At 70.2% G+C, this 13,392-nt stretch carries 11 protein-coding genes, 2 tRNA genes and 1 pseudogene; 6 read left to right on the top strand and 8 right to left on the bottom strand.

Features of this window, described 5'->3' with window-relative positions; all coding sequences use genetic code 11:
* Nucleotides 1–161 precede the first annotated feature (161 nt).
* From JOM49_RS09450 to JOM49_RS09440, 3 genes are read left to right on the top strand one after another with little or no spacing between them, the layout of a single operon-like run.
* The gene (locus JOM49_RS09450; RefSeq protein ID WP_209663948.1) at nt 162–512 is read left to right on the top strand and encodes a GntR family transcriptional regulator; all 351 of its coding nucleotides are present in this window, start codon (nt 162–164) and stop codon (nt 510–512) included.
* Nucleotides 509–1,447: a hypothetical protein gene (locus JOM49_RS09445; RefSeq protein WP_209663947.1), complete on the top strand. Its 939-nt coding sequence runs from the start codon at nt 509–511 to the stop codon at nt 1,445–1,447. The genes JOM49_RS09450 and JOM49_RS09445 overlap by 4 nt, the downstream gene beginning before the upstream one ends.
* A gap of 18 nt (nt 1,448–1,465) precedes the next feature.
* Entirely contained in the window at nt 1,466–2,368 is a 903-nt protein-coding gene (locus JOM49_RS09440; RefSeq protein WP_209663946.1) for an SGNH/GDSL hydrolase family protein, read from the top strand.
* Here the strand turns inward: JOM49_RS09440 and JOM49_RS09435 are convergent, their stop codons facing one another.
* The 7 genes from JOM49_RS09435 to JOM49_RS09405 form a co-directional block, all read right to left on the bottom strand.
* A complete protein-coding gene (locus tag JOM49_RS09435; RefSeq protein WP_209663945.1) occupies nt 2,369–2,776 on the bottom strand; it encodes a MaoC family dehydratase in 408 nt (135 codons plus the stop codon).
* Complete coding sequence (locus JOM49_RS09430; RefSeq protein WP_209663944.1) at nt 2,773–3,222, bottom strand: MaoC family dehydratase N-terminal domain-containing protein; 450 nt, start codon at nt 3,220–3,222, stop codon at nt 2,773–2,775. Before JOM49_RS09430 ends, JOM49_RS09435 begins: the two co-directional genes overlap by 4 nt.
* 106 nt (nt 3,223–3,328) lie before the next feature.
* Entirely contained in the window at nt 3,329–4,429 is a 1,101-nt protein-coding gene (locus tag JOM49_RS09425; RefSeq protein ID WP_209663943.1) for a S1 family peptidase, read from the bottom strand.
* Between the two features lie 217 nt (nt 4,430–4,646).
* On the bottom strand, nt 4,647–4,811 hold the full coding sequence (rpmG, locus tag JOM49_RS09420; RefSeq protein WP_005152047.1) for a 50S ribosomal protein L33: 165 nt from the start codon (nt 4,809–4,811) through the stop codon (nt 4,647–4,649).
* A gap of 172 nt (nt 4,812–4,983) precedes the next feature.
* A tRNA-Met gene (locus JOM49_RS09415) sits at nt 4,984–5,056 on the bottom strand.
* A 52-nt stretch (nt 5,057–5,108) separates the two neighbouring features.
* A tRNA-Thr gene (locus tag JOM49_RS09410) sits at nt 5,109–5,181 on the bottom strand.
* Nucleotides 5,182–5,256: 75 nt separating this feature from the next.
* Entirely contained in the window at nt 5,257–7,869 is a 2,613-nt protein-coding gene (locus JOM49_RS09405; protein ID WP_209663942.1) for a putative bifunctional diguanylate cyclase/phosphodiesterase, read from the bottom strand.
* 219 nt (nt 7,870–8,088) lie between these two features.
* On the opposite strand from JOM49_RS09405, the gene JOM49_RS09400 reads away from it, so the two are divergent.
* From JOM49_RS09400 to lon, 3 genes are all read left to right on the top strand, one after another.
* The gene (locus JOM49_RS09400) at nt 8,089–9,039 is read left to right on the top strand and encodes a GNAT family N-acetyltransferase (RefSeq protein WP_308158699.1); all 951 of its coding nucleotides are present in this window, start codon (nt 8,089–8,091) and stop codon (nt 9,037–9,039) included.
* 39 nt (nt 9,040–9,078) lie between these two features.
* A complete protein-coding gene (locus JOM49_RS09395) occupies nt 9,079–9,927 on the top strand; it encodes an SAM-dependent methyltransferase (protein ID WP_209663941.1) in 849 nt (282 codons plus the stop codon).
* A 107-nt stretch (nt 9,928–10,034) separates the two neighbouring features.
* Entirely contained in the window at nt 10,035–12,428 is a 2,394-nt protein-coding gene (gene lon / locus JOM49_RS09390) for an endopeptidase La (RefSeq protein ID WP_209663940.1), read from the top strand.
* 190 nt (nt 12,429–12,618) lie between these two features.
* Here the strand turns inward: lon and JOM49_RS09385 are convergent.
* A pseudogene (locus JOM49_RS09385) lies at nt 12,619–13,249 on the bottom strand (DedA family protein); the annotation flags it as partial.
* Nucleotides 13,250–13,392: the final 143 nt, after the last annotated feature.

Raw genomic sequence — 13,392 nt, 5'->3', positions numbered from 1 at the left:
GGGCGGACCTCCTTTCTCCACCACTGACGCTACTCCGCGCCACCGACGACCCCGGAAATCCACACCGAGTTGTCCACATGTGTCCACTCCTGTGGACAACTCGACCGCGATAGTTCTATATGACCTAGAACAAAGCGCTTAGTTCTAGTACAGTTAGAACTATGTTGGTCCGCATCGATCCGTCCTCCCCGTTGCCGCTGTTCGAGCAGGTCGCGGCGGCGGTCCGGCGTGCGCTCGCCGACGGCGACCTCGCCCTCGGCGAGCAGTTGCCGCCCGCGCGGGAGCTGGCGGCCTCACTGGAAATCAACATCCACACGGTCCTGCGCGCCTACGCGGTACTGCGCGACGAGGGCCTCATCGACCTGCGGCGCCGGCGCGGCGCGGTGGTCATCGCGGGCGCCGAGGAACGCGCCCGGCTGTCAGCACTGGTGGGCGACCTCATCACCGAGGCCAAGCGGCTCGGCCTCGACGCCGACGAGCTCACCCGGACGATCAAGGAGCGCTACTCGTGAACCGACTCCGCACCACCCTCGCCACGGCCGGCCTGCCCGGCGCCCTCGCGATCGCCACCGGCCTGCTCCACGAGAACTGGCGCACCCGCCTGCCCGACCCGATCGCCGTGCACTGGCAGAACGGCAGCCCCGACGGCACGGCCGACGCCGGTGTCTTCGTGGCGGTCACGCTCGCCACCACCGCGGTGCTCCTGGTCGCGGGCAGCCTGCTGCTCAACTGGAAGACCCACCGGATCGGCGTCGGCCTCAGCGCGGGTTTCGCCTCGCTCCCGGCCGCCGTCGCGCTGGTGGTGCTGGTCGCCAACCTCGACGTGGCGGACTGGCGCCAGGCCGACGGCTTCCTGCTGGCGCTCTCCGGCACGATCGGCATCCCGGTCGTCATCGGCCTGCTGGGCGCGCTCATGGCGCCGAAGACCGGCGAGGTGGAGAGCACCACGGGACCGTCCGTCGGCCTGCGTCCCGGCGAACGCGCCACCTGGTCCGGCAGCGCGACCAACAACTACCTGCCACTGCTCACGGTGTTCGCCCCGCTCACGTTCCTGGCCACCGACCTGCCGCTCTACTTCCACCTGCTCTTCACCGCCACCGTCGCGGTCGCGCTGTTCGCCGTGTCCCGGCTGCGGGTGCGGGTCGACGGCACCGGCGTCACCATCCGCATGGTCGTCTTCCGCAGGCACGTGCCGCTCGACCGGATCGCCGGGGCCGACGTCGCCACGGTCAGCTTCTTCACCGGCCTCGGCCTGCGCGTCAACCCGCTGACCGGCGACACCGCGTACAAGGTCCGCGGCGGCGAAGCGCTGAAGCTCGTGCTCGTGTCCGGCCGCAGCGTGTACGTCACGGTCGATCGCCCGGCGCAGGCCGCGGGCCTGCTGAACGACCTGCTCGCCCGTGACGGGGCGTCGTCACCCGGTACGGGGAGTGCAACCCTCGCCTGATCGCGTACAAACGGTCGTGTGGCGAAAAATGGCGGCGGTTGCCTGCTGGTGGTAGTGGTGCTCGCGGCGGCCGTCGGGTTCGGCTACTACAAGACGCAGAACGGCGGCTCGGAGGCGGCTCCGGCGCCGCCGGGGTCCGAGATCGGCGGGGGCACCGGGCGCTACGTGGCGCTCGGTGACTCCTACACCTCCTCGCCGAAGACCGGGAAGCAGGCGGGCGAACCGGGGGGCTGCGCCCGGTCCGACAACAACTACCCGCACCTGGTCGCCGCGGAGATCAACCCCGCGGAATTCGCCGACGTCAGCTGTAGCGGCGCGGTGACCGCCTCGATCACCGGCTCGCAGAAGACCAGCAACGGCACGAACCCGCCGCAGCTCAACGCGGTCAACGCGGCGACGACCCTGGTCACGCTGGGCATCGGCGGCAACGACGTCGGGTTCATCGGGTTCGCCGGTGAGTGCGTCGCCGGCTCGCCGAACGCCGCGCCCTGCAAGGAGAAGTTCACCGCGGGCGGCAAGGACCAGCTGGCCGCGAAGATCGACGCCACCGGCAAGAAGGTCGCCGACCTGCTGAAGAAGATCCGCGGCAAGGCACCGAAGGCGAAGATCATCGTGGTCGGCTACCCGACCGTGCTGCCCGACGGCGAGGGCTGCTGGCCCGCCCTGCCGGTCGGCGTGCCGGACGTGGCCTACCTGCGCGACGCGCTCGGCGACCTCAACCAGACCCTCTCCGACACCGCCGACAAGAACGACGCCGGCTTCGCCGACACGGCGGCCCCCACCAAGGGCCACGACGTCTGCACGAACCCCGGCACGCGCTGGGTGGAGGGCCTGGTGGCCACCTCACCCGCGATCGGCCTGCACCCCAATGCGAAGGGCCAGCAGGCGATGGCCGAGGCCGTGCAGAAGGTGGTCAGCTAGTCAGGGACGGACGATGGCTTGAGCCTTGCCGAGTACCGACTTTCCGTCGAACTTCGCGGTCACGTCGACGCGGGCGGTGCCGTCCTCGTTGACCTTGGCCACCTTGGCGCTGAACTCCACCAGCGCGCCCTCGGTGTCGTTTGGTACCACGACCGGGCGGGTGAACCGGGTGAAGTACTCCGCGAGCCTGCCGGGGTCGCCTAGCCAGTCGGTGATCATCCGGGCGCCCAGCGCCATGGTGAGCATGCCGTGGCCGATCACGTCCGGCAGGCCGACCGACCTGGCGAACTCCTCGTTCCAGTGGATCGGGTTGAAGTCCAGTGACGCCCCGGCGTAGCGGACCAACTGTTCGCGGGTCACCCGGACGGACAGCGGCGGCAGTTCCTCGCCCGCGGTGAACGTGCTCACGCGGCCTCCCCTCGGACGACCAGCTGGGCGCGCGTGGTGCACACGTGCTGCCCGGCGGCGTCGGTGATGTCCGCGCGCAGGGTGATGAAGTCGTTGCCCGCGCGGGTCATGATCTCGTCGATGTGCGTGGTCAGCTCGAGCACGTCGCCCGCGTGCACCGGGCGGGTGTGCTTGAAGTTCTGGTCGCCGTGGACCATGCGCGAGTAGTCCAGGCCCAGCTCCGGGTCGCCGACGATTACGTTGATCGCGGCGAGGTTGACCACGGTGAGGAAGGTCGGCGGCGCGATCACGTCGGGGTAGCCCGCCGCACGCGCGGCTTCGGGGTCGCGGAAGAGGGCATTGGCGTCACCGATCGCGTCGGCGAACTCGGCGATCTTCACCCGGCTGACTTCGTAGGCGCTGCTCGGCGGGTACACCCGGCCGGCGAACGAGGGGTCCAGAGGCACCCGAGCAGGCTACCGGGCCAGGTCGTGCTGCCAATGCAATGAGTGGGGCATTACTTGCATCCATTGCAAGTAATGCCCCACTCATAGCGTTCCGAAAGGGGATGGGTCAGTTGAGCGTGACGCCGTAGGCACCGAGGGCTTCGGTGACCGGCTGGAAGAACGAGCTGCCACCGCCCATGCCGGAGGTAATGCCGACGCCGACGCTGCCGGCGAACAGGCAGCCGCCCGAGTCACCGGAGTTGACGCTCGCGCTGGTCTGGATCAGGCCGTCCACCGCGCCCTGCGGGTAGTTCACCGTCACGTCGGTGGCGGTGACCGAGCCGCAGGTCAGGTTGGTGGTGCTGCCGCTCTTGCAGATCTCCTGGCCCTGGGTGGCGTTGCCGGCCGAGGTGATCGGCTGGCTGGAGCCGTTCCACAGGGTCACCGCGCCGGGGGCGTCGCCGCTGTTGTTCTGGATCAGGCCGTAGTCGTTGCCGGGGAAGCTGGCCTCGACCGACGGGCCGATGCCGTCCCAGTTGGCCACCGCGCCGGTGCAGTGCCCGGCGTCGACGATGTAGTTCTGGCCGCCCTTGTTGGTGTTGAAGCCCGCCGAGCAGCGGGACCCGCCGCCGGTGATCGCCTCGCCGTTGAGGATGGCCGGGGTCATCTCACCGGCCACGTGCTGCACGCGGACCTGGTCACCGAGCTTGCCGACCTCGGCCAGCAGGGCGTCGGTGCCCTGGGCGGCGTCGGCGATGGTGACCACGATCTGGTTGGTCGTGGCGTCCTTGCCGATCGAGGTGTGGGCCACCGCGGGCACGGCCTCGAGCGCGGTCTGCGCGGACTCCAGCTGGGCCGCCGAGTGCTTGACCACCTTGGCGACCGCGCCGGTCGCGGCGACCTGCTCGGCGGCGGTCGCGTCGAGCACGTTCACCACCGGGGTGCCGTCGGCCTCGAAGAACCCACCGGCCTGGCGGTCGCCGAGCGCGCCGAGCGCGGTGTTCAGCGTCGTCGACCGGGCTTCCTGGGTGTTCAGCAACTGCTTCGCCTGGGCTTCGGTGAGGCCCTTCGCGGTGACCGAAGCGACGGCGGCGTCGGCGACCTCGGCCGCGTAGCCGTCCACTCCGGCGGCCGCGGTGGCCGGGGTGAGGAAACCGATCGCCGTGGCTCCGGCCAGCAGCGCGACCGCGGACTGGGCGAGGCGACGCCGTCCCGTAGTGATCTTCATCCGGCAACTCACTTTCGCAGGGGACCGAACAGAACACCGGCCGTGACCGGCGATACACAGTGTGTTCAGCGTCACCCGAAAGTGGAACCGACTTTAGTCGGTAACTTGCCAACCAGGACGGATTGGTTGGTAAATCACCGTTCAACGCCAACAGGCCGCCCCCGGGTAACGGGGACGGCCTGTGAAAGGTCGCGTGGGACGCGCGAGCGCGGAGCGCTCAGCGGGTCTCCTTGTGGGTCCGGTGCGTACCGCAGTTCGGGCAGAACTTCTTCATCTCCAGGCGATCCGGGTTGTTGCGCCGGTTCTTCTTGGTGATGTAGTTGCGGTGCTTGCACTCTTCGCACGCCAGCGTGATCTTCGGTCGCACGTCGGTCGCAGCCACGGCACTAGCCTCTCTCTACACAGAAAAGGTCCCCCAACAACCACCTTCGGCAGGCGCCGATCGGGGGTCCAGGGGGCTCGCCCCCTGGCGGGGGTCCGGGGGTCCGACCCCCGGGATAACGGCGGAGCGAGCAAGGTTTGCGCAGTCCGCAAACAAGGCTCACCCACTCGCGTAGCGGTGGCCGGACTTGAACCGGCGACACAGCGATTATGAGCCGCTTGCTCTGCCAACTGAGCTACACCGCCGCACATGGCCCAAGCCGCGATACGTGCTTACGCATCGCGGCGTAGGTCACCGAGCCCCTTTACGGAATCGAACCGTAGACCTTCTCCTTACCATGGAGACGCTCTGCCGACTGAGCTAAAGGGGCCTGCTCTGTTCTTGCTCGAAAAGATTACCAAGTCCTCAGCGGCCACTCGAGCGGGGGGTCACTTTTGGCAAAACCTCAGGTCAGGAGGGTCAGCACGGTCTCGGTGTGCCGTCCGGGCGAGCGGGCCGTGCGGGCCAGCAGCCACGCCTCCAGCCGGTCCTCCGCGAGCGGGCGCGAGATGAGGTAGCCCTGCGCCACGTCGCAGCCCATCGCCTCCAGCTGGTCGCGTGCGACGTCGTCCTCGACGCCCTCCGCGACCACCGTCAGGCCCAGCGAATGGCCGAGTTCGACGATCGACCGCACCACCGCCAAGTCGCCGAGGTCGGTGCCCATGCCCAGCACGAAGCTCTTGTCGATCTTGACCTGGTCGACCGGCAGCTGACGCAGGTAGGCCAGCGACGAGTACCCGGTGCCGAAGTCGTCCACCGCCAGCACGATGCCCAGCGAGTGCAGCTCACGCAGGATCGGCAGCGCCTTCTGCGGGTCGGACATCACCCCGGACTCGGTCAGCTCGAAGGTGAGCAGTTCGGGCGGCACCTCGAAGCGGTCCAGCGCCTCGACCACCTTGCGCGGGAACTCCTCGTCGGCCAGGTTCCGCACGGACAGGTTGACCGCCGCGGAGATCCGCAGGCCCTCGTCGAGCCACTTGCGCACCCGCCGCAGCGACTGCTCCAGCACGAACTCGGTGAGCACGCCGATCAGGCCGGCCGCCTCGACCGCGGGCACGAACTCGTCCGGGTCGAGCTTGCCGAACTCCGGGTGCACCCAGCGGACGAGTGCCTCCACGCCCTGCACGTGCCGGTTCGGCAGCGTCACCTTGGGCTGGTAGTGCACGCTGACCTGGCCGTCCTCCACGGACTGGCGGAACTGCGTGACCATCTGGAAGCGGCGCATGAAGATCTGGCCCATGCTCGGCACGTAGCCGCGGACCTCTTCGCCGCCGCGGGTGGCCCGCACCGCCACGTCGGCGCGCTGGAGCAGGGCGTCCACGTCGACCGCGTCCGCGCTCTCCTCCTCCGGCGTCGGCGAGGCGTAGCCGACCTTGGCGTTGGCTTCGACGGTCAGCCGGTCGACCGGGTAGGGCGCGGACAGTTCGGCACGCAGGCGGTCGGCGATCTCGTGCGCCTGCTCGGGCGTGCGCTCGACGATCAGCGCGGCGAACGAGGCACCTTCGAGCCGGGCCAGCGGCACGTCGCTGCCGAGGGTGTCCCGGATGCGGCGGCCCGCGGCGATGACCATGCGGTCGGCCCAGGCGTACCCGAGCGCGTCGCTGACCGTGGAGAAGACGTCCAGCTCGATCCGGAGCACCACCGAGCCGAGGCGTTCGCGCAGCGGCTCGCGGGCCACCTGGCGGAAGCCGGGCCGGTTGAGCAGGCCGGTCAGCGGGTCGTGGTAGGCGTCGTGGCGCAGGGTGGCCAGCAGACGGCGGTTGTCCAGCGCGGTGGCGAGGTGGCTGGCCATGGTGCCGAGCAGCTGCACGTCGGACTTGCCGAACCCGCGCCAGCGGGACAGCCGGTCGTGCGCCTCGATGATGCCGAGGAGCTGGTTCGCGCTGCGCAACGGCACCACGAGCGCCTCCTGCGCACCGCGGTCCAGCAGCGCGCCACGCACCTCGGGGTTGGCTTCGGTGAGCCGGAAGTGCCGGACGTGCGCGCCGGGCAGGCGCACCAGCGGGTCGTCGGCGGTGGTGTCCTCGGCGGGCAGCGGGTCGCCGGAGACGACCGCGCGCATGGCGTCGGTGGGCTCGAGCCGCAGCCGCAGCACCACGCGGCCGGCGGCGAGCTGGTCCTTGATGCGTTCGGCGATGGCGCCCCACTCGACGACGTCCACGCCGCGGCCGAAGTCGTCGGCACGGCTCGCCGGCCGGGCCGCCGCCTGCTGACCGGACCGCGCGACCATCAGGCTCACGTCGGACAGCGCCTCCATGTCGCGCTGCTCGCGCAGCAGGTCGGAGTAGGCCCAGTAGAGCGCGGTCAGGCCGAGGAACACGGCCAGCACCAGCGGCCACGCCTCGGGCACGTGGAAGATCACCAGGTAGCCGGACAGGCCGACCGAGGAGTTGACGAAGCCGACGACCAGGATCCGGCCGGTCAGCCGCAGCGCGGTGCTGACCCGCATCCGGCGGCGCAGCACGCGGACCGCGGCGAGCGCGAGCAGGGTGCTGACCAGCGGCGCGGTCAGCGTGCCCGCCAGCGCGGCGACCCACGGCATGCCGTCGCCGCCGACGGCGAACTTGACCAGCCCGGCGACCGCGAAGGCGCCGGTGATCTCCAGGAGGAAGGCGCCCGCGTTGTAGAGGACGCGACCGCGTACCTTGCGAGCCAGCAGGGTGCCCACGCCCGCGATCAGGTGGGCCACCAGCACCACTTCGAACGGCGCGATGAAGAAGCCGATCACCAGCGGGATCTCGGTGAAGGAGATGGTCCAGGAGATGCCGCTGCGGACGTCGACGTTGATGCCGAGCTGTTCGGCGAGCAGGAAGGCCAGCGCCAGCACCGGGGTGATCCACCAGAGCATCGCCGAGCCCTCGAAGGGCAGCCACCAGCTGACCACCGCCGCGGTGAGAAGGCCGACGGTCAGTACCGTCGCGGTGTAGACGCGGAATCGCCGTTCGTCGACCGCCGCCTCGTCCGTGGCTGTCGAAGGCACCGGGCCGGGGGTAGCGGTTCTGCCACCAGAGTCCGGCATGCAACCTCCTTACGGCCTGATCGCGAACGAGGGCTCACTGTACCCCGGAGGGGGTATCGGAGCCTCTTTCCGACCATTATGGGATCAGCTAAGGGTTAACTCCTAGCCAACCGTGTGGGCCCGGGGGAACCACCGGGGTGAAACGCGAGTGGTATTCGGGTCCCACTGCTCGGTAGCCCGGGTTACCTCCAGGGGAGTCCGGGGACTTGAATATGTGACGTGGACCTCATCGATTTTTCCGCCATCGCCACCGAACACGCCACTCGGCTCAAGGCCATCGACCCGCTGCTGCCCCCGCCGGGCGAGCTGCCGGACGACCAGGGCGTGCTGACCGCCGAAGCGAGCGGTTCCGCCGCGCTCGGGGTGCTCTCCTGCGAGAAGACCCCCGCCGACGCCCCCGGCGCGCAGTGGCGCGCCCTGGTCGAGCACCGCCTGGACCTGCGCCTGGCCGGTCCGGACCCGGGCACCGCACTGGGCCTGCTGCTGGAGAAGTGGCAGGAGCGCCTCGCCGAATCCGGGACCGAGCGCGGGGACTGGGAGACCGCGGCGGTCGTCATCCGCCCCAGCCGCGACTCGACCGGCTCCGGGGAGCTCCTGCGCCACGGCTTCGCGCCGGTGCGGGTGGTCGCCGTCCGCCCGGCGGAACGCCACGGCCGCGGGCCGCGGCGGACACCGGGGGTGGCCGTGCGCACGGCCACCCGCAAGGACGTCGGCAACGTCGTCGAACTGCTGCTGGAGCTGCAGCACTACGACGCGCAGTTCGGCGTCGCGACCGTGCGCGAGAGCACCGAGCGCGCGCTGACCGCCGAAGTCGAGGAAGTGCTCGCGAAGGACGAGCCGCTGCTGTGGATCGCCGAGGTGTACGGCAAGGCGCTCGGCGTGGCGCGGGTGCAGCTGCCGCCGGCGTCGGACTGGTCCAAGATCTACGTCGACCAGTCCGGGCGGCCGAAGCTCGGGTACCTGACCTCGCTGAACGTCGCCGAGCAGGCCCGCGGCACCGGCGTCGGCACCGCGCTGGCCGAGCACGCGCACCAGGTCTTCGACACCGAAGGCGTGGACCTCGCGCTGCTGCACCACGCGCTGGCGAACCCCCGATCGACCCCGTTCTGGTACGCGCAGGGTTACCGCCCGCTGTGGACCTACTGGTACCGCCGTCCCGCCGTGCGATAGAACTGTGTTCACCGCATTCCGCACAGGCCGGAGAACCCGTTGACCGAACACACCGATTCCGCACCCGAAGCCCCGGCCGGGGTGGACACCGAAAAACCGTCCTCGGCCCGGGTCTACGACTGGTACCTCGGCGGCACCCAGAACTGGGCGGTGGACCGGGAGTTCGGCAAACGCCTGGAAGAGCAGTGGCCGCACGTCAAACCGGGCGCCAGGCACAATCGCGAGTTCATGAACCGCGCGGTGCGGGCGGCGCTGGACGCGGGCATCCGGCAGTTCCTCGACCTCGGCTCCGGGGTGCCGACCGCGGGCAACGTGCACGAGGTGATCCGCGAGGAGCTGGGCGAGGACCAGCGCGCGACGGTGGTCTACGTCGACTACGAGGCCGTCGCCACCGCGCACGCCACCCTCATCCTGGAGCGGCAGGACGCCACCGACTGGGCCGGGCACGTCCAGGAGGACATGCGGAACCCGAAAGCCATCTTCAACCACCCCACCACGCGCCGGCTGATCGACTTCGACCAGCCGGTGTGCGTGCTGATGATGGCGGTGCTGCACTTCGTCGGTCCCGACGACGACCCGGCGGGGCTGGTGCGGGCCTACCGCGACCGGCTCGCGCCGGGGAGCTGGCTGGCGCTGTCGCAGATGTCGGTCGGCGGCACCACCGGTGAGGAAGCCGAGGGCGTGCGGAAGTTCGCCGCGCAGTACCGGAACACGCAGAACCCGGTCTGGTTGCGCGATCGCGAGGAGATCGAGCACTGGATCGCCGACTGGAACCTGCTGGAGCCGGGCGTCACGCACCTGCCCGACTGGCGCCCGGACCGCCAGCTGACCACCCGCGAGGCGAAGGCACGGCCGTTCGCCTGGTGCTTCGTCGCGGAGAAACCGTAGGCGGGTTTTATTCCCCGGAACCGCTCGCTACGGGCGAACAGCCAGGGGAAACAAACCGGGGCTCCGGAAAGTTGAGCTGAGCAGACTCAACTGAGAAGGAGCATTCGATGACCGACACCCGGCTCCTGCCCGTACTCCCCCTCGATTCCGACGTGGTGCTGCCCGGCATGGTCGTGCCGTTCGACCTGACCGAAGCCGAGACGCGCGCCGCGGTGGAGTCCGCGCAGGCCAAATCCCAGGGCGTCACCGTGCCCGGCATCCGGACCGCCCCCAAGGCGGAGGTGCTGATCGTGCCGCGCGTCGACGGCGAGTACGCCGAGATGGGCACGGTCGCCACCGTCGAGCGCATCGGCCGGGTCCCCGGCGGCAAGGCCGTCGTGGTCCTGCGCGGGCTCCGGCGGGCCCACGCCGGCGCGACCGGCGACGGCCCCGGCGCGGCCCGGTGGGTGCACGCCGAAACCGCCGTCGAGCTGCCCGCCGACGAACAGGGCAAGCAGCTCGCCGGTGAGTACAAGGCCGTGGTGCTCTCGGTGCTCCAGCAGCGCGGCGTCTGGCAGATGCTGGACGCGGTGCAGGAGCTCGAGGACCCGTCGGCGCTGGCGGACCTGGCGGGCAACGCGCCCTACCTGGACCTGGAGCACAAGCTCGAACTGCTGCGCACGCTGGACGTCACCGCGCGCCTGGAAAAGGCGCTGGAGTGGACCCGCGAGCACCTGGCCGAGCTGGAAGTGACCGACACGATCCGCAAGGACGTGGCCGAGGGCATGGAGAAGCAGCAGAAGGAGTTCCTGCTGCGCCGCCAGCTCGAGGCGATCCGCAAGGAGCTCGGCGAGCTGGACGGCAGCGGCGAGGACGACGACTACCGCTCCCGCGTGGAGTCGGCCGAGCTGCCCGAGCACGTGCGCAAGGCCGCGCTGGCCGAGGTCGACAAGCTGGAACGCACCTCCGACCAGTCGCCGGAGGGCGGCTGGATCCGCACCTGGCTGGACACGGTGCTGGAGATGCCGTGGAACACCACCACCGAGGACGCCTACGACATCGCCGAGGCGCGTGCGGTGCTCGACACCGACCACGCGGGCCTGGACGACGTCAAGGAACGCATCATCGAGTACCTGGCCGTGCGCAAGCGCCGGGTGGACGCGGGCGCGGTCGTCGGCGGACGGCGTTCCGGCGCGGTACTGGCGCTCGCGGGCCCTCCCGGGGTCGGCAAGACCTCGCTGGGTGAGTCGATCGCGAAGGCGATGGGCCGCAAGTTCGTCCGGGTGGCGCTCGGCGGCATCCGCGACGAGGCCGAGATCCGCGGGCACCGGCGCACCTACGTCGGCGCGCTGCCCGGCCGGGTGGTGCGGGCGATCAAGGAAGCCGGCTCGATGAACCCGGTGGTGCTGCTCGACGAGATCGACAAGGTGGGCGCCGACTACCGCGGCGACCCGACCGCGGCGCTGCTCGAAGTGCTGGACCCGGAGCAGAACCACACCTTCCGCGACCACTACCTCGAGGTCGAGCTGGACCTGTCGGACGTGGTCTTCCTGGCCACGGCCAACGCGCTGGAGACCATCCCCGGCCCGCTGCTGGACCGGATGGAGCTGGTCACCCTCGACGGCTACACCGAGCACGAGAAGGTCACCATCGGCCGCGACCACCTGCTGCCGCGTGAGCTGGAGCGGGCCGGGCTGGCCGAGGGCGACGTGACGCTGACCGACGCGGCACTCAGCCGGATCGCGGCGGAGTACACGCGGGAGGCGGGCGTCCGCGCGGCGAACCGCACGATCGCGAAGGTCCTGCGCAAGATCACCACGAAGGTGGCGCTGAACGAGCTCGAGCTGCCGGTCGCGGTGGACGCGGGTGACCTGGACGCCTACCTCGGGCGGCCGCGGCACCTGCCGGAGTCCTCGCTGCCCGCGTCGACCCAGCGGACCTCGATCCCGGGTGTGGCGACCGGGCTGGCGGTGACCGGGGCCGGGGGTGACGTGCTCTACGTGGAGGCGTCGCTGTCGGACAAGGAAACCGGCGGGACCGGGCTGTCGCTGACCGGGCAGCTGGGCGAGGTGATGAAGGAGTCGGCGCAGATCGCGCTGTCCTACCTGCGCTCACGGGGTGCCGAGCTGGAACTTCCGGTCGGTGACCTGGCCGAACGCGGCATCCACATCCACGTGCCGGCGGGCGCGGTCCCGAAGGACGGGCCGTCGGCCGGGGTCACCATGACCACCGCGCTCGCGTCCCTGCTCTCGGGCCGGGTCGTGCGGGCCGACGTGGCGATGACCGGTGAAGTGTCGCTGACCGGGCGGGTGCTGCCGATCGGCGGGGTGAAGCAGAAGCTGCTCGCCGCGCACCGGGCCGGGATGAAGACCGTGGTCATCCCGCAGCGCAACGAGCCGGACCTGGACGACGTGCCCGCCGAGGTGCTCGCCGAACTGGACGTGCACCCGGTGGCGTCGGTGCGGGAGGTACTGGAACTGGCGCTGGCCCCGGCGGCCACGCCGGTCAAGCAAGCCGCCTGAGCCAGGCGGGGAGTGCGGGGGCCACCCGGGTTGCCGGGGCCCCCGCACTCTCACCTGCGGTTCTGCTCCCGTGAGTGGAGGTCGCCGACGAAGCGGCCGCGGCCGCCGGTCATCTCCGGGACCGAGAGCATGCGGGTGGGGCGCTCGTCGTCCTCTTCCTCGGGCTTCTCGTCTTCGTCGTCGTCCTTGTTCCGGTTCTTCAGGCGCTTGACCACGAAGACGACCACGGCCAGCACCACCAGGCCGATGACCACCTTCTGGAAGATGCCGGCGTACTCCTCCATGATGTGCCAGTTGGCACCGAGGAGGTAGCCCGCGACCACGAAGATGGTGTTCCAGATCAGGCTGCCGAGCGTGGTCAGCGACAGGAACTTCCACACCGGCATCTTCTCGATCCCGGCCGGCAGCGAGATCATGCTGCGGAACAGCGGGATCATCCGGCCGAAGAAGACCGCCTTGGTGCCGTGCTTGGCGAACCACTTCTCGGTCTTGTCGAAGTCCGAGCCCTTGACCAGCGGGATCTTGCAGATCAGCGCCCGGCAGCGCTCCCGGCCGAGCAACGCGCCCAGGTAGTAGACGATCACCGCGCCGACCACCGAACCCAGCGTGGTCCAGATCAGCGCCTCGGCCAGGCTGAACGTGCCCTGGCTGGCGGAGAAACCGGCCAGCGGCAGCACCAGCTCACTGGGGATGGGCGGGAAGAGGTTGTCGAGCCCGACGATGACGGCCGCGCCCACCCCTCCGAGCGTGTCCATCAGACTCACCGCCCATCCGGCGAGCCCTCCCATCTCCGGGGCTTGCTGGGCGAGTTGCGTGATCATCGGCGGCCTTTCATGGTCGTCTGCACCTGCCAACGAACCTACGAACCACTCGAGTTCCGGACATTGCGGTGAGGCCTCCCATATCTCCCCGGGTACCCCAGGACGATCCTGCGGAAAACCGCAGTCCCCGGCCTGGAGCAGGC

The organism is Amycolatopsis magusensis, assembly GCF_017875555.1.
Taxonomy (GTDB): Bacteria; Actinomycetota; Actinomycetes; order Mycobacteriales; family Pseudonocardiaceae; genus Amycolatopsis; species Amycolatopsis magusensis.
The sequence above is the reverse complement of the archived record's forward strand: the minus strand, read 5'-3'. Positions and strand labels throughout refer to the sequence as shown.

Bases quoted from the DNA above. Each gene is read 5' to 3' on its own strand.
- JOM49_RS09405 (WP_209663942.1), bottom strand. From the start codon at position 7,869: ATGCCGGACTCTGGTGGCAGAACCGCTACCCCCGGCCCGGTGCCTTCG.
- JOM49_RS09450 (WP_209663948.1), top strand. From the start codon at position 162: ATGTTGGTCCGCATCGATCCGTCCTCCCCGTTGCCGCTGTTCGAGCAG.
- JOM49_RS09425 (WP_209663943.1), bottom strand. From the start codon at position 4,429: ATGAAGATCACTACGGGACGGCGTCGCCTCGCCCAGTCCGCGGTCGCG.
- lon (WP_209663940.1), top strand. From the start codon at position 10,035: ATGACCGACACCCGGCTCCTGCCCGTACTCCCCCTCGATTCCGACGTG.